This is a genomic window from Micromonospora sp. CA-111912 (assembly GCF_050948415.1).
Classification (GTDB): domain Bacteria; phylum Actinomycetota; class Actinomycetes; order Mycobacteriales; family Micromonosporaceae; genus Micromonospora.
In genome coordinates this window covers 5,884,526-5,899,689 of the sequence record NZ_CP192007.1, presented here as the reverse complement: position 1 = coordinate 5,899,689, position 15,164 = coordinate 5,884,526, and the positions used below count along the sequence as shown (strand labels likewise).

Here is a 15,164-nt window from a genome sequence, read left to right as displayed (position 1 = left end):
CGAAAACGAGCGGAGCGCCCATGCAAACCCAGTGCAACGCGCGGCAATGCGATGCAATTTGCAAGCTCGGGAGACCACGGTGGCGACGGTAGAGCGGTGGACAGGAAACCTTGCCTGCTCGCTGCAAGCTGCCGCCGGGATGACGAACGAGGGATTCGCGGGGTGGCTCGGGATCGCGACAAGGACTGTCGCGTATTGGCACAGTCGGCCCGACAGTGTTCCCGGAAATGCCAATCAAGACGTGCTGAATGCCGCGTTGGACCGGGTATCGGATTCGGCTCGCTCCCGGTTCTTCGGGATGCTCAGAGAAGTGCAGCCGGAGGGAAATGCTGGCAGCGGTGGAACTGTTGTTGATGCTGTGAGCGCTGCTGCCGACTCGATCGCTAATGATCCCTTGCTGATGAGCCTTGCCCTGCCGCACGACTCCATCGAGTCCTTGCAGGAAGACGTGACGTTGCTTGCTCGGTCGGGAGGCATGGCGGCCTTCGACATGTTCAGCGGCGCCCGCCGGCTGCGGGACGAGGCGAGAGCACTGGTCGAGCGCACCCGCCGGCCGGGTGAACTGGCTGATCTTTATGTGGTCATCGGCCAAAGTGCTTCGCTGATGGCCTCCACTGCCTTCGATCTCGGGCACTGGAACGAGTCGGCGGTACTGGCCAGGGCGTCAACGCAGTACGCCGACCTGGCAGGGGACGCATCGTTGAAGGCGTGGACGTACGGCCTTCAAATGACGCTCGCCAACTGGCGCAACGAGCCTGATGCGGCCCTGAGCTACTTCGCTCGTGCTATGCGAGCGGCACCGGACGGAGAGCCGAAACTGAGGCTTCGCTATATCGCTTCCCGCTCTCATGCTCTGCTCGCCGATCCTGCCTCGGTCGCTGCTGTCTTGGAAGCAGCCCAGCGAGACAGAGAATCGGCCGCGGACCGACCCGATGAACTCGCCAGCTCTACCGGTGGGGAGTTCGCATTCGGCGAAGCACGGGCAGCGGCGTGCGCTGCGGCGGCATGGCTTGACCTGCGCAACGGTGAGCAGGCCGCGAGGTACGCCCGGGAGGCGTTGCAGGTGTACGAGGCGTTGCCGTCGCCCAGGCGGCCGTACTCGCAGATCAACGGCACACAGATCGACGTGGCCGCTGCTCACCTCCACATGCGAGACAAGGACGGTGCGGCCGAAGCGCTGCGTACCGTCTTGGAGTTGCCGCCGCAGAAGCGCAACGTCTCGTTGACTGGCCGGCTGTCGCGGATCGAGCGCCTGCTGAGCGAGTCGCCGTGGAACCGCGACGCGGACGCGCGCCAGCTCGCCGAACGCATCTCGGTCTGGCTGTCGGAAACCTCAGCTCGCCCGCTCGTCTGACTGCCGCCAGGCGGTCAACACCTGCTGTTCTCTCTCTGGGCTAATGCCGATCTCGGCGGCCCGGTCGTGGTTGCTGACCTCGCCGCTCTCCACCATCCACCGCCAGGTGTCGCGGACGGTCAGGGAGAGCGGCCGGCAGCGAAGGCCGGCAGCCTGCGCCCTGGCCGTGTCGACGCGCCACACGCCGTCGAAGGTGCGCCAGAGAGGCAGCTCGGACCACTGCCGGACGCCCTGGCTTAGCAACACCTCATCGGGCACCCACTCGAAGGAGGCATCACCCCGGGTTGCGTGAGCGCAGTCCGCCAGTAGTTCGCCGAAGGTGGCGCTGTCCATCGGGGCGCAGACGTTGAACGCGCCGGAGGTGCCCTGGGTGATGGTGTGGAGTGCAAACGCGGCCAGGTCGCGTACGTCGATTGGCTGGATGGTGCGGTCAGGGGAGCCGGGGGTCAGGACTTCTCCACCCGCAGCTACGCGACGCAGCCACCACGGCAGGCGGCCGACGTACTCACGCGGGCCGAGCACGACACCGGGGCGCAGGATCGTTGTCCGGTCAGCTCCGAATGCGGCGACTGCCGCTGCCTCGCAGCCGGATTTCTGGTAGCCGTACTGCGTTGGCCCGTCCTCGGTGTCGGTGCCGTAGTCGGGGCCGGCGTCCGGCGGGCAGTAGAGCACCTCGGAGCGTTCGCTGAGCGGCTTCAACGGCCAGTCTCGGTAGACGCTGACCGTGGACATGAAGACGTAGCGACCGGCGACGGGAGCGAGCGTGCGGGCCACGTCGAGGGTGTTCGTCGGCACGTATCCCGAGGTGTCGACTACGGCATCCCAAGGGCCGGCGGCGGCGAGGGCAGTGACGTCCTCCGGCCGGGTCCGGTCACCCCGGATGGGCCGTACAGCCTCTAGGAAGGGGTCGGAGGTGCCCCGGTTGAACGTGGTGACCTCCCAGCCAGCGTCGATGGCGGTCGTGACGATCGCGTGGCCTACGAACCAGGTTCCGCCGAGCACTAGCAAACGCATAGGTCCATCATGCCTAGCAGAGGTGGTAGTCGGCCGGCGGAGGTGGGATGCCATCCCGTTCGCCACCGATCCAGCACAGCCGGGCGGACCAGGGTCAGGGTGACAAGGTCGTACTTCGGTGGGCAACTCCACCTTGCCGCCCTGGCCCTGGCCCGCTCCACCGGGGTGTGGGCTGACGGCAGACGGATGACAGGAGTTAGCAAACCGCTTATTCGTCTGCGAGTATTACCGCCATGGCTATGCCGAATGCAATCGACGCTCAGCGGCTCTCAATGGCTAAGCGCGCCTTATTGACGGCCGAACGGCACGCTGCCGACCTGAACAATAGGGCTGCACGAATAGCCGGAGTTGTAATGTACGACTTCGCAATTGAGGCGACAATGAAGGCGACTATTTCTACACTCGGTGGAACAAGGTTGGCGAAAGATTTTCCTGGATTGCTATCCCAGTTGGATCAAGTATTAGCCGACTCGAATCAGCCGTCACTCCAAGCCCGCCTGCAAATCCTTCAGCTTCGGGATATCCGAAACGCGGCTCAGCATGGAGCAAGGTATCCGAACCGCTCAGAGCTTGCCGAGGCCAAAAGGAATGCTTACGAAGCGTTGGCTGAACTCTTCGATCGCGGATGGAGGGTCGATTTCTCTTCCTATAGCTTGGTGTCGCTGATCCAAGGCGACAGGCTGCAGCGGAGCCTTGCTAGGGCCGAGATGGAACTAAACCTCGGTCATTGGCATTTAGCGGCAGTATGGGCCGCTTCGGCATATTTCGAGGCCCTGAACGAGGCTACCGAGCCGCTCGTTGGGAGTCTTTCGCACTCCTTCTCACTCTCTCCTGTCACTCTCAAATCCGAAGACCCAGATGGGGTAGCAGCGAAGATGTTGGGGGAGTCTCTTGTGCGCATGCAGGAGACCCTTGAGGTGGTCGCGATGGGCCTAGACTTAGGGACTCACGTCCGCATTCGGGCCACGGTAGGTGAAATGCGGACCATTCCGACGGATGGGCCGCCACTTTTTCATGATGCGAAGTCGCACATCTCAGAGGCTGATGCTAGCTTTATTTTCAACGAGTGCCTCCAGGCGGTACTGAAGATAGAAGATCGGGTAGGGGATATTTTCGAACCCTTCGGTATGGCCTGGTCGGTGGATACTGAAGTCGATGACCTTGCAGAAGAAATGGATGTGAATGAGTTCGACGCAGATGCCGCATTCATTCCAGAGATGCGCCACTTCGCATTTGAGGACACGCCCGACGACAGTGTCCCGCGACGAATTTTCTTGGTTTGCGCCCTGCGAGCCGCAACTGACCATCTTAATCCAGAAATTCCCGAGCATTCAAAAATTCTTGCGGTGACTGATCGCTTCGTTCAGAGCGTCAGGAGATACCGAAATGACCTCTCTGTCGATGAAACTGATCGAGCTAATTATAAGATCCTGCTCGCATGCGTCGCTAAGGCTACCGGTAAAGATCTGGCCAGCCTGCTCAGAAATAGCGCAAGATACCCGAGATGATTAAGGGTCATTGGGGAATTCCGTAGGGCGGCGAGGAGGCGTCGAGAGATAGTCGATATTGCCGACAGTGTCCGGCTGCAGTCAAAGCCTGTGCGGCATGCTAAGCCGGATTGCCGCTGAGGTCATCCGGCGAGTTTTCGTCGCAAGCGTCTGCGACGGTCGCCCGGCGACCTCGGACGACGTTCACCATCCCCTCCGCGGTCAGTACAGCCAGGGCGCGGTGAGCGGTACCGACCGAGACGCCATGCGCCGCAGCCAGCTCAGCAACCGTGGGGAGCTGGTCGCCAGGCCGCAGCCGACCGGCCACGATCTGCTCGCGCAGCTCGGCGGCGATCCTCTGGTACGGACTACTCGCCACCCTGTGCTGCGTCGGCGCGACCGGGCGCGGCGGCATTCGAGCGGCCAGCGTCCCGGCGGCCCGCTGATCCGACTCTGACAGCCAGGCGGCGTAGACGCGGAGCGTGGTTGTCCCTCCACCGCCGTGACCGAGCCGGCCAGCTACGGTCCGCACGTCAACACCCGCGTTGATCAGCTCAGTGGCCGAGTAGTGGCGCAGTGCGTGGATGTGACTGCCGATGCTGAGTCGGGTGGCAAGTCGGCCGTACCGCTGGGTGATGGTGTCGGGTCGGTAGCCACGGCTGTTGTCCGGCTCGGGGGAGAAGACGTAATCGGTGGGGTCGGCCTCAACGTCGAGCTGCGCCAGGCGGTCGAGGTACCGGCCGTGCAGCTCGCGCAGCACTTCGATCGTCTCCGCGTCGAGCGCTACCCGCCGCTGCTGGTGCGTCTTGGTGTCCTTCTCGCGCAGTGCGCCGTGTTCATCCAGGTAGGAGCTGTGCCGCAGCGTCAGCACGCCAGCGGCCAGGTCGAGATGCTGCCAGCGCAGCGCGCACAGCTCGCCGCGCCGGGCGCCGGTGGTCATGGCGAGCCAGACCAGCGCGCCCCAGTCCGGGTCGCGCCACGCCTCGTTGATGATGCGCGCGGCGTCGGTCGGGTTTGGCGGATGCGGGTCGGGGTGCGGCGGCGCGGGTGGCTCGGCCTGCCCGGCGGGGTTGACGGCGATCCAGCGCCACCGGACGGCGCGGCTCAGTGCGCCACTCAGGATCCAGTGGATCTGCCGCACCGACGAGGCGCTGAGCGGCTTGCAGACGTGAGGCTGGCACTTCGCCGTGCAGGTGTGCTCACCCTCCACGCGGTGCTTCACGTACGCCTTGCCGCCGCACCAGTCGCGGCAGCGGCGCAGGCTCGCGTAGAACGACTCCAACGTCTCGGCATCAAGCCGACCAACCGGCAGCTTGCCGAGCACCGGCCGGACGTGCTTGTTGAGTTTGTTCACGTAACCCATGCGGGTGGTCGGCTCGATGTCCGCCATCTCAAGCCACCGGTCAAGGAGTTGGTTCAGCGTGGCGCGAGTACGAGGGTTGCGCCGCTCGTCCACCTGGGCCAGCAGGCGGGTACGCGCCTTCTCGGCGTCCTTCGCTGCGGTGCGGCCCGCCGGGATGGTCTCGGTGAGGTAGTGCCGCTTGCCGCTGATCGGATCTTCGCCCGCGTACACCTTCACGCGGAGTGACCCACTGGGTAGGGCTTCGATCTCTCCGCGTTGCCGCTTCCTGCGGCTGTTCGACGTCACCACGCGGCAAACCTAGCTCGTTCGCACCACGCGTAGCCCCACGCGGCTTGATCGGCTGAGAGAAAGTGCTGTGCGCCCGGCAGGATTCGAACCTGCGGCCTTGGGATTAGAAGTCCCCTGCTCTATCCGCTGAGCTACGGGCGCGCGTCGTGGGTGTCGCGCCAAGAGGGTACCGCCGCACCTGCCGGGGCTGGTGCGACGGGGCGGGCCGTCGGCGCCCGCCCAGCGTCGCATGATCCGCCTGCGGGGGGCACCCCAGTTTGGCCCCGGTCAGCGCCGAGTCGTTCCCGGCCAGCGACCCGCCGGCCAACGAGTTCAGCTCGGCGCGGTCGTCTCCGTACCCTGCCCGGCCCTGCCCGATCGTTGCTCGGCCGCCGTGCCCGCCCCCTGCTCGGCCGGCTCACGGCTGGCGGGCACCGAGGGGGTCGGGCCGGCGCCGAGGAACGCCCCCGCCCACCGGCCCACCTCGGCGAAGACCTTCTCGCGTACGGCGGGGCCGGAGAGGGTCAAATCGTGCATGCCGCCGTCGAAACGGGCCAGGGTCACGTGCCGGCCGAGGCGGGGTGCCCAGCGGACCATGTGCTCCACGTCCAGGACGGCGTCGGCGAGCGCCGCCGAGTCGTGCCACTTCGTGCCCCGGAAGCTGCGGGTGGAGCAGGCCAGCAGCACCGGCACCTGGATGTCGAGGCCGGCGCGGAGCTGCCGTTGGCCAGCGCGGACGGCAGCCAGCCAGCCAGCCCGGACCGGGAACCCGGCGAGCGGCTTCCACGCCAGGTCGTACGTCCACTCGCCGCGTCGCTCGGTGTGCAGGCTCTCGCCGTACACGTTGCCGACGCCGGCGGGGACGACGCGGTGCGGCGCCCGGCGGGCCAGGCGGGAGACGGCGGCCGCGAGGGGTCTGCGCACCAACCAGGGGGCGTTGATGTCGAAGAAGGGGCTGTTGAGGACGAGCCCGTCGATGATGCCGGCGTCGCGGCGGGCGTGCGCCCAGAGCGAGATGATCAGGCCGCCGGTGGAATGGCCCATGGTGAGCAGGGTGTCGTGGCCGTCGTCGTCACGGATGATCTTCGCGGCGGCGTCCAGCTCGGGGAAGTAGTCGCCGAGGTCGCGGCAGAAGTTCGGCGTCTGGTGCGGCAGCAGGCTGCGACCATATTTGCGCAGGTCGAGGGCGTAGAAGTCCCAGCCCCGCTCGGCGTAGAAGTCGGCCACGTGGGTCTGGAAGAAGTAGTCGACGTAGCCGTGCACGTACAGCACGGCCCGGCCGGTGGGGCGGTCGGCCCGTCGGCGGACCAGGGTCGCGACGACCGGTCCCTCGTCGTCGGTGCCCAGGTCGATCGTCTGCCGCTCGTACGGCGGCCCCAGCACGTCCGGTTCCACGACCGCGACGGTACGCCGGGAACCTACCCGGCGGTAGCCCCGAAGCGGGAAGGTGGGGCGAAGCCCACCCTCCCGCCGGTCCTGCTCAGGTCCTGATCAGGCCGTTTCGGCGTTCACCCGGAGCGCGTCGGCGTCGAGGTCCAACTCGTCCGAGCTCGCCCCAACCTGACCGGTGTCGCGCAGGTGCTTGTTGTGCCGGGGCTCCTGCTTGGTCTTGGAATCGTTCAGCCGGCGACGCAGGTCGTCCCGCACGTCGTTGAGCGCGGCGTGCAGGTCCTCCTCCGACGAGGTGGTGACGATCTTCTGTCGACCGGCGATCCAGCACTCCAGGGTGACCTTCTGCCCCCGGGCCTCCCGATCCTTCACCGACACCTCCAGCTCGGTGGCGTCGGCGTGGAAGCCGGCCAGCCGGGCGTCCAGGGTGGCGAACTGCGTGGCGATCCAGTTCCGGTCGCCCTGGGAGAACCCGGCACCGACCCGCAGACACTCATCCACGGTCGCGGGGTTCGCCACGGCGCTCATCGGCGGGCCTCGCCCTCGGTGCGGACGGAACCGGTCGGACGGAGTCGGCAGAAAGTCATCTTCCTAGCCCTTCTGATCGGACGACATGCCGCCTGTTGTGGGCGGGTGTGCCGTCGGTGGTGCTCGCTTGATCACTGCTGTACCCAGTCACGGTCCGTCCGGAAACGCCCCCGTTATGGTCTCCTTCGAGTGCGGGGCCGGTGCGGGTGCGGGCCAGTTGCGCAGCAGGGCGTCGAGCGCGTCCAAGACCCGTGACCAGGTCTCCTGGGTGTCGGGGGCGCTGTGGCTGAACCCTCCCCCCATCTCCAGGCTGACGTACCCGTGGAAGACGCTGCCCAGCAGCCGGACCGCGTGCGTCTGGTCCGGCTCCGTCAGGTGGTAGCCGCGCAGGATCGCCCGGGTCATCTGGGCGTGCCGGCCGCCGGCGCTGGCCGCCGCCGTTTCCGCGTCGAGCCGGAGCTGGGCTGCGGCGTAGCGGCCGGGATGCTCCCGGGCGTAGTCGCGGTAGACGTTCGCCAGCGCGGTCAGGGCGTCCTTGCCGGCCCGTCCGGCCAGGGCGTCGGCGGCCCGGGTGGCGAGTTCCTCAAGGGCGAGCAGGGCGATCCGGGTCTTCAGGTCCTGGGAGTTCCTCAGGTGCGAGTAGAGGCTCGCGACCCGGACCTCGAAGCGTCGGGCGAGCGCCGAGACGGTCACGTGGTCGAAGCCGACCTCGTCTGCCAGCTCCGCCCCCGCCCGGGTCAGGCGTTCCGTGGTCAGTCCTGCGCGTGCCATACCCCTCCTCCTCCAGGTAGCCGTCACCCATCATGCATTTGCCTAATACATTTAGGCAAATTAGCGTGTCTTATATGAAGCCCCTGACCGAGCGAGAGATCCGTAGCGCGTTCGTGAACTGCACCAAGGGCCAGACCAAGAGCCTGTACGTCCCGCGTGACCTGGCCGACCGCCCCTGGGGCGACCTGGACTACCTCGGCTGGCGGGACCCGCAGGCCCCCGACCGTGGCTACCTCGTCGCCGAGCTGGACGGCCACCCGAGGGCCCTCGCGCTGCGCTGCTCCAGCCCCGGCCCCGGGCGGTTGCGGCGCGGCATGTGCTCCATGTGCCTGACCACCCACGGCGGCGGCGTCCCGCTGATGGTTGCGCCGAAGGCGGGCAAGGCCGGGCAGCAGGGCAACACCGTGGGCACCTACATCTGTGGCGACCTCGCCTGCTCGCTGTACGTGCGGGGCAAGAAGGACGCGGGCGTCGGTGGGCGGCTCCAGGAGTCGCTCACGGTGGAGGAGAAGATCCAGCGGACCGTGGCGAACATCGCCGCCTTCGTCGCCAGGGTGACCGCCTGACCCCGGGGCCTAGCACACCGGGGCCTTGATCAGGTTGTTGTCCACAGGACCCTCCGTTGTCCACAGGTCGGGGCCCTGTTGGTGGCGGGGGGAGTGTCGGGGCGGCCAGGCTCGGCGGCGAGTCGACTCACCACCGCAAGCCCGGATCTCCCTGGAGGGGCGATGTTCGACACGTACGTCACAATTGTCGGTAATGTTCTGACCGCGCCGGAATGGCGGCGCACCGCCCAGAGCAACACGTTGGTGGCCAACTTCAAGGTCGCCTCCACCGCCCGCCGGCTCGACCGGGACAGCGGCCGGTGGGTCGACGGCAACAGCCTTCGGGTCCGCGTCAACTGCTGGCGCAAGCTGGCCGAGGGGGTCGCCTCCTCGGTGATGGTCGGCGACCCGGTCGTGGTCGCCGGCCGCCTCTACACCCGGGACTGGACCGACGAGGCCGGCAACCACCGCACCCTCTACGAGCTGGAGGCGGTCGCGGTCGGGCACGACCTGGCCCGGGGGCGGGGGCGGTTCCTGCGCAACCGGCCGACCATGGCCACCAGCACCGTCGAGGACGCCGAGGCGGAGACCCGGGTGCACGGGGAGCCGACCGAGCGGGTCCCGCGGGGGCAGGCGCCCGCCTCGCCGGCCGACCGTCCCTTCGACGAGGACTTCGAGCCGGGCGGCTTCGACCAGGCCCGGGGCTCGTTCGACGCCCCACACATGGGGCGGGACCTGGCCGGCGGCCCCGGCTTCGAGGACCTGGCGGGAGATCCCTTCGACGACCGGGCCGACCCCGCCGCCGCCGACGAGTTGACGGAGCTGGGCGTAGACGGCGGGGACGACCTGTCCCCGCTGCCTGACGGCGAGGCACCCGTCGGGGCCGGTGAGGTCGGCCTGTCGGCCCAGGGCGGTCACGACGACCCGGAACCGCCCGGCGGCGAGCCGGACGGGGTGACACCCGACCGCCGGGGCCGGCGGGGCCGTGGACGGGTCCCGGCGTCCGCCTGACGATCGGCCGACCCGCGCGACGGGCTGGCACGGGGCAGCCCGTCGAGCGTCGTCCGTCCCGATTCGCCGCCGAGGAGAGGCCCGCCCCGGTTCCGGTTCTCCCACGGGGGAAGGAGACGGTACCGGGGCGGGCGGCCGACGGTGGGCTACCCGCGTGCCCGCGCCCAGGACAGGAAGCGGTCGGTGAGGTTGCCCGGGGGTGAGTCGGGGTTGAGCCGGGTCAGGTGTTCGGCCGCCTCCAGCTTCAGCGCGGCGAGGTAGATCAGCAGGCCGAGGCGGTTGCCCCGGTACTCGACCAGCAGAGAGAGCCGGGCGTCGCCGCAGGGCCAGGGGTGGCCGCAGCGGCGGCACAGCCAGACCGGGCGGACGGGCAGGTGTGGGCGGGTGGCGCGAGTCATCAGCGCACCCGCAGGGCGACGGCTCGCGCCTCGTCGTCGGAGAGGGGCATGAACCAGAGGAAGCGTCGTACGATCTGCGGCGGCGTCGGGCCGTGCGGATGGCCGCGCAGGTCCCGGACCGCCTGGCCGAGTAGCAACGTGAAGCACGACAGCAGCGCGCCGCGCAGGTGCCGGTCCAGCGGCAGTCCCCGCCAGGTCGAACACGGGAACTCCTCGCCGCACGCCTCGCACCGCCAGCCGGGCCCGGCAGCGCAGTGGTCGGCCAGGTCCGGTTCGCGTACGTCCATCACCGCCACCCGTCGTTCCCACGCAGCCCCTCGCCCAGCGTCCGGAACTCGCCGACCCGCTCCCGGAGGACCCGGGTCGCCACGCCGTTACGCGGCACCCGCAGCGGCGGGATCATCGGCCCCACAAGGGGAGGGTCGTACCGCGCCGGCTTCGGCTGCTGCTCCGGCTTCGGCTGCTGGTCCGGCTTCGGCTGTTGGCCAGGCTTCCGCTCGGGCTTCGCCGCGCGATGCGCCCGGAACGCCCGGCACGCGCAGTGCCGGCCCCGCCGGTTCCGATGACGTCCTCCTCGGTGCGACATGACTCTCCCTGTCCGTCGAGTTTGGAAGCGTTGCCCGTTCCTGGAAGGAGACGGGGCAGCCCTGGTCAAGGGCCGCCATAGCCATCGCTCCGCCAGCGGCCCGCTGATGGAACTCTGCGCTGTGACCGCCTAATCTCGGAAGGTGATCGGCCGCCTTGGAGAGGCTTCGACGGAGGTCGTTTCGACTGGTGGGGGCGTGTGAGGGATGAAGCCGGAAGGTTGGGGGAGGCGTGGGGACGTGGGCATGACCGCTGCGGAGATCCTGCTGGACGAGCTGCGCCACGCCAGAACATCGCGCGGCATGAACCAGGACGAATTTGGCAAAACAATCAGCTACTCAGGCACTCACATCAGCGCGGTGGAGACCGGCACCCGCCCACCGACAGACGACTATGTCGCGGCAGTGGACAAGGCTCTGAAGACCGGTGGCATGTTCGCCCGGCTGCTTGAGCGGTTGTCGGAGCTTGATGCCGCACCCCTCTGGCTGCGCGAGTGGATCACTTTCGAGCAGCAGGCACGGGCCCTGCGTTGGTACGAGGTGGCATGGGTTCCGGGACTCCTCCAGACCGAGGGGTACGCCCGCGGGGTCTTCACCAGCGACGGCAGGCTGAGCGCCCAAGAGGTGGAAAACCGAGTGGCCAAGCGACTCGCGAGGCAGGGGATCCTCGCAGGTGAAGACCCGCCGCAGCTCATAGCGATCGTGGACGATGCCGTCCTTCGCCGCCCTGTCGGCGGTGCGGCGGTCATGCGGGAGCAACTCTTCCACTTGGCGCACCTCAACCAGGACAGTCGGCGCGTCAGAATCCACGTCGTACCGTCCGGGGTCGGCGCGTACGCTGGCTTGGACGGGCCGTTCGTCATCGCGACCCTTCCTGGCCTGGTCGACGTCTGTTACTTGGACAACCGGCTTCAGGGCCAGGTGATCGAGCGGAGTTCCGAGATCGCGGTTGTCCGCGAACAGTGGGAAGCCACGCTCGCCGAAGCGCTTACCCTTCAACAGTCCACCGAACTGATACTGGAAGTGGCGAAGTCATGGACCTGACCGGTGCACGTTGGCGCAAGAGCACTCGAAGTGGCACCAACCAGGGGGCTTGCGTGGAGGTCGCCGACAACCTCGTGGCGGCGGTCTACGTCCGCGACACGAAGGACAACGGAGGCGGGCCGGTCCTGGCGTTCTCCCGCGAATCCTGGGGAGCCTTCGTCGCCCGGGTCGCCGAGCGGGCCTGACCGGCGGAAACTCGACCCCCGCCGTACCGGCGACCGAGCGCACGGGACCTGCCGCGTTGTTAGCGTTCGGGCTGTGCGTGGGGAAATCAGGCTCGATCATTGTGTGCTCGCGGTGAGTGACTGGGACAGGTCGGCGGCCTTCTACCGGGACGTGCTCGGTGCCGAGGTCGTCGGGCATCCCGGCGGCCGGGTCGCGTACCGGTTCGGCGACCAGCAGCTCAATGTCCACGGCCCCGGCCTGGACGTCGGGGCGCTGGTCGCCCGTCTTCCTGTCGCGCCCGGCGGCAGCGACCTCTGTTTCTCCTGGCCCGGGACGGTGGACGAGATTCTCGACCATCTCCGGCGGCACGGCGTCGACGTGACGGCTGGGCCGGTCGACCGCGACGGCGGGCGCGGCCACGGCAGGAGCGTCTACTTCCGCGATCCCGACGGATCGTTGCTGGAGCTGATCAGTTACCCGTGACGGCCGGCCGTGGCGGTCGATCAGGTGACCCGACCTGGACGCGGGCGTGAGGTCGACAAACGTGAGGTCGGCAAAGCGGACGTGGCCCCGCCCCGGGGGAGGCGCTGCGCGTGGGAAATCCGACCAGTGCCGGGTTCCCGTCAAGCACCGCGGCTAGGCTGGCCGGCCGGAGGTGGTGGCAGGTGCGGCAGTCGGTCGCCGTGGCTAACGCGGCAGGTCTGGTGGCGGGGTACGCCCTGGACTCCCTCCTCGGCGATCCCCGGCGGTGGCATCCCGTGGCCGGCTTCGGCCGGGCCGCCGGGGCGCTGGAACAGCGCGTGTACCGGCCGGACCGTACCGCCGGGGTGGTGTTCACCGCGCTCGCCGTCGGGGTGCCGGTGCTGGTCGGCGCGGCGGCGACGGTGGCCACCCGGCACCGGCCGGTCGGCCGGGCCGTGCTGATGGCCGCCGCGACCTGGACCGTGCTCGGCGGGCGCACGCTGCGCCACGAGGCGAAGGTGATGGGCCGGGCATTGCGCGGCGGGGATCTGCCGAAGGCCCGCCGCCGCCTGGGGCACCTGTGCGGGCGGGACCCGTCGACGCTCGACGAGCCGGAGCTGGCCCGCGCCACCGTCGAGTCGGTCGCCGAGAACACCTCCGACGCGGTGGTGGCGCCGCTGCTGTGGGGGGCGGTCGCCGGCCTGCCCGGCCTGCTCGGCTACCGCGCGGCCAACACGCTCGACGCGATGGTCGGCCACCGGTCGCCCCGGTACGCCCGGTTCGGCACCCCGGCGGCCCGCCTCGACGACGTGCTCAATCTCGCCCCGGCCAGGCTGACCGGGCTGCTCACGATCGCGGTCGCCCCGACCGCGCACGGCGACCGGGGCCGGGCGTGGCGGGTCTGGCTGCGGGACCGCAACGGCCATCCCAGCCCGAACGCCGGGCAGTGCGAGGCGGCGATGGCCGGGGCGCTCGGCGTGCGGCTCGGCGGGCGCAACATCTACTTCGGGCGGTCGGAGGTGCGCCCGTACCTGGGCGACGGGCCCCGCCCGGAGGCGCGGCACCTGAAGCGGGCGGCGCGGATCTCGGGCGCGGTAGGGCTGGTCGCGCTCGGCGTGGCCGCCGCGTACCCGGTCACCGCCGGCCGGCTGGCCGGCGTGTTGGCGCGGGCGGCCCGGCGGGCCGTGGCCGCCCGGGCGCGCGGGACGGGGGCGGGCCGGTGAGCGGGGGGCTGCTGGTCGCGGGGACCACCTCCGACGCGGGCAAGAGCGTGCTCACCGCCGGCATCTGCCGCTGGCTGCACCGGCGCGGGGTCCGGGTCGCGCCGTTCAAGGCGCAGAACATGTCGAACAACTCGGCGGTGGTGGTCGGCCCGGACGGCCGGGGTGGCGAGATCGGCCGGGCCCAGGCGATGCAGGCGGCAGCCAGCGGGATCGCCCCCGACCTGCGGTTCAATCCGGTGCTGCTCAAGCCGGGCAGCGACCGGTCCAGCCAGGTGGTGCTGCTCGGCGAGGCCGTCGACACGGTCACCGCCGGCAATTACCACGCCCTGCGGCCCCGGCTCGCCGAGGCGGCGTTCGCCGCGCTCGCCGAGCTGCGCGAGGCGTACGAGGTGGTGGTCTGCGAGGGGGCCGGCAGCCCGGCGGAGATCAACCTGCGGGCCGGCGACTACGTGAACATGGGGCTGGCCCGGCACGCCGACCTGCCCACGATCGTGGTCGGGGACATCGACCGGGGTGGGGTGTTCGCCTCCATGTTCGGCACGGTCGCCCTGCTCGACCCGGCCGACCAGGCGCTGATCGCCGGCTTCGTGATCAACAAGTTCCGGGGCGACCTCGGCCTGCTCCAGCCGGGGCTGGACATGCTGCACCGGGTCACCGGCCGCCCCGCGTACGGGGTGCTGCCCTGGCACCTCGACCTGTGGCTCGACGCCGAGGACTCCCTCGCGTACGGCCGGGTGCTCGGCCGGCCGGCGGCCCCGCGCGGCACCGACTGGCTGGACGTGGCCGTGGTCCGGCTGCCCCGGATCAGCAACGCCACCGACGTCGAGGCGCTGGCCACCGAGCCCGGCGTCCGGGTCCGGCTGACCGTGGAGCCCGCCGAGCTGGCCGCCGCCGACCTGGTCGTGCTGCCCGGCTCCAAGTCCACCGTGGCCGACCTGGCCTGGCTGCGTGAGACCGGGCTGGCCGACGCCGTGCTCGCCCACGCGGCGGCCGGCAAGCCGCTGCTGGGCATCTGCGGCGGCTTCCAGATGCTCGGCCGGGCCGTGCACGACGCGGTGGAGAGCCGCGCTGGCAGCGTCCCGGGGCTGGGTCTGCTGCCCGTCGAGGTCACCTTCGAGAAGCGCAAGACCGTCCGGGCTTCGGCCGGCACCGCCGCCGCCGACCCGGGCGTCCCGGTCCGGGGGTACGAGATCCACCACGGGTACGTCTCGTCGGCCGACCCGGCGCTGCCGCCCCTGCTGACGTACGCGGACGGTGCCGGCGAGGGGGCGGTGCTCGGCGCGGTGTGCGGCACCCACTGGCACGGGGCCTTCGAGTCCGACGCGTTCCGCCGACGGTTCCTCACCGAGGCGGCCCGGCTCGCCGGCCGTACCGGCTTCCGGGTCGCCCCGGACAACGCGTTCGCCGCCGCCCGCGAGCGGTCCCTGGACCTGCTCGGCGACCTGGTCGAGGAGCACCTGGACACCGACGCCCTGTGGCGGCTGATCGAGTCCGGCCCGCCCGCCGGGCTGCCGTTCATCCCGCCCGGCGCGCCCGGCTGACCGACCCCGCCCGTCGAC

At 69.7% G+C, this 15,164-nt stretch carries 17 protein-coding genes and 1 tRNA gene; 9 read left to right on the top strand and 9 right to left on the bottom strand.

The genetic code is table 11. The features are described 5' to 3' along the window. Window positions 1-79 precede the first annotated feature (79 nt). Window positions 80-1,354, top strand: coding sequence for a hypothetical protein (locus tag ACQPZO_RS24645; RefSeq protein ID WP_433344299.1), 1,275 nt, complete (start codon window positions 80-82; stop codon window positions 1,352-1,354). Here ACQPZO_RS24645 and ACQPZO_RS24640 read toward each other — a convergent pair. Next, window positions 1,334-2,368 (bottom strand): NAD-dependent epimerase/dehydratase family protein, encoded by a 1,035-nt coding sequence (locus ACQPZO_RS24640; protein WP_433344297.1) that lies wholly within the window; start codon window positions 2,366-2,368, stop codon window positions 1,334-1,336. The two genes, ACQPZO_RS24645 and ACQPZO_RS24640, sit on opposite strands and share 21 nt — an antisense overlap. 233 nt (window positions 2,369-2,601) lie before the next feature. Here ACQPZO_RS24640 and ACQPZO_RS24635 point away from each other — a divergent pair, with 233 nt between their 5' ends. Continuing rightward, window positions 2,602-3,876 carry a hypothetical protein gene (locus ACQPZO_RS24635; RefSeq protein ID WP_433344295.1) on the top strand — a complete coding sequence of 425 codons (1,275 nt, stop codon included), beginning with the start codon at window positions 2,602-2,604 and terminating at the stop codon, window positions 3,874-3,876. A 100-nt stretch (window positions 3,877-3,976) separates the two neighbouring features. On the opposite strand, the gene ACQPZO_RS24630 is transcribed toward ACQPZO_RS24635, so the two are convergent. The 5 genes from ACQPZO_RS24630 to ACQPZO_RS24610 all read right to left on the bottom strand — a co-directional run bounded on the left by ACQPZO_RS24630 (window position 3,977) and on the right by ACQPZO_RS24610 (window position 8,173). Beyond that, window positions 3,977-5,434 (bottom strand): tyrosine-type recombinase/integrase, encoded by a 1,458-nt coding sequence (locus tag ACQPZO_RS24630; protein WP_433351230.1) that lies wholly within the window; start codon window positions 5,432-5,434, stop codon window positions 3,977-3,979. A gap of 140 nt (window positions 5,435-5,574) precedes the next feature. Then, a tRNA-Arg gene (locus ACQPZO_RS24625) sits at window positions 5,575-5,647 on the bottom strand. 171 nt (window positions 5,648-5,818) lie between these two features. Beyond that, window positions 5,819-6,880, bottom strand: a complete 1,062-nt coding sequence (locus ACQPZO_RS24620; protein WP_433344294.1) for an alpha/beta hydrolase — start codon at window positions 6,878-6,880, stop codon at window positions 5,819-5,821. A 96-nt stretch (window positions 6,881-6,976) separates the two neighbouring features. After that, on the bottom strand, window positions 6,977-7,402 hold the full coding sequence (locus ACQPZO_RS24615) for an HPF/RaiA family ribosome-associated protein (protein WP_433344292.1): 426 nt from the start codon (window positions 7,400-7,402) through the stop codon (window positions 6,977-6,979). Between the two features lie 147 nt (window positions 7,403-7,549). Further along, window positions 7,550-8,173, bottom strand: a complete 624-nt coding sequence (locus ACQPZO_RS24610) for a TetR/AcrR family transcriptional regulator (protein ID WP_433344290.1) — start codon at window positions 8,171-8,173, stop codon at window positions 7,550-7,552. Window positions 8,174-8,247: 74 nt separating this feature from the next. Between ACQPZO_RS24610 and ACQPZO_RS24605 the strand changes: the two genes are divergently transcribed. After that, window positions 8,248-8,739 (top strand): FBP domain-containing protein, encoded by a 492-nt coding sequence (locus tag ACQPZO_RS24605; protein ID WP_433344288.1) that lies wholly within the window; start codon window positions 8,248-8,250, stop codon window positions 8,737-8,739. A gap of 162 nt (window positions 8,740-8,901) precedes the next feature. Beyond that, the gene (gene ssb / locus ACQPZO_RS24600; protein ID WP_433344287.1) at window positions 8,902-9,729 is read left to right on the top strand and encodes a single-stranded DNA-binding protein; all 828 of its coding nucleotides are present in this window, start codon (window positions 8,902-8,904) and stop codon (window positions 9,727-9,729) included. A gap of 146 nt (window positions 9,730-9,875) precedes the next feature. On the opposite strand, the gene ACQPZO_RS24595 is transcribed toward ssb, so the two are convergent. Genes ACQPZO_RS24595 through ACQPZO_RS24585 form a run of 3 tightly spaced genes read right to left on the bottom strand, consistent with a single transcriptional unit; the run spans window position 9,876 to window position 10,539 of the window. Then, entirely contained in the window at window positions 9,876-10,127 is a 252-nt protein-coding gene (locus tag ACQPZO_RS24595) for a flavin reductase (RefSeq protein WP_396669971.1), read from the bottom strand. Continuing rightward, window positions 10,127-10,414: a hypothetical protein gene (locus tag ACQPZO_RS24590; protein WP_405105213.1), complete on the bottom strand. Its 288-nt coding sequence runs from the start codon at window positions 10,412-10,414 to the stop codon at window positions 10,127-10,129. The genes ACQPZO_RS24595 and ACQPZO_RS24590 overlap by 1 nt, the downstream gene beginning before the upstream one ends. After that, complete coding sequence (locus ACQPZO_RS24585) at window positions 10,414-10,539, bottom strand: hypothetical protein (protein WP_433344284.1); 126 nt, start codon at window positions 10,537-10,539, stop codon at window positions 10,414-10,416. Before ACQPZO_RS24585 ends, ACQPZO_RS24590 begins: the two co-directional genes overlap by 1 nt. A gap of 418 nt (window positions 10,540-10,957) precedes the next feature. Here ACQPZO_RS24585 and ACQPZO_RS24580 point away from each other — a divergent pair, with 418 nt between their 5' ends. The 5 genes from ACQPZO_RS24580 to ACQPZO_RS24560 all read left to right on the top strand — a co-directional run bounded on the left by ACQPZO_RS24580 (window position 10,958) and on the right by ACQPZO_RS24560 (window position 15,146). After that, window positions 10,958-11,755 (top strand): helix-turn-helix domain-containing protein, encoded by a 798-nt coding sequence (locus tag ACQPZO_RS24580; RefSeq protein WP_433344283.1) that lies wholly within the window; start codon window positions 10,958-10,960, stop codon window positions 11,753-11,755. Then, window positions 11,746-11,940 carry a DUF397 domain-containing protein gene (locus ACQPZO_RS24575; protein WP_433344282.1) on the top strand — a complete coding sequence of 65 codons (195 nt, stop codon included), beginning with the start codon at window positions 11,746-11,748 and terminating at the stop codon, window positions 11,938-11,940. The genes ACQPZO_RS24580 and ACQPZO_RS24575 overlap by 10 nt, the downstream gene beginning before the upstream one ends. Window positions 11,941-12,052: 112 nt before the next feature. Then, window positions 12,053-12,403, top strand: a complete 351-nt coding sequence (locus tag ACQPZO_RS24570; protein WP_433344280.1) for a VOC family protein — start codon at window positions 12,053-12,055, stop codon at window positions 12,401-12,403. Window positions 12,404-12,585: 182 nt separating this feature from the next. After that, entirely contained in the window at window positions 12,586-13,605 is a 1,020-nt protein-coding gene (locus tag ACQPZO_RS24565; protein ID WP_433344278.1) for a cobalamin biosynthesis protein, read from the top strand. Continuing rightward, on the top strand, window positions 13,602-15,146 hold the full coding sequence (locus ACQPZO_RS24560) for a cobyric acid synthase (protein WP_433344276.1): 1,545 nt from the start codon (window positions 13,602-13,604) through the stop codon (window positions 15,144-15,146). Before ACQPZO_RS24565 ends, ACQPZO_RS24560 begins: the two co-directional genes overlap by 4 nt. The last annotated feature ends 18 nt before the right edge of the window (window positions 15,147-15,164 follow it).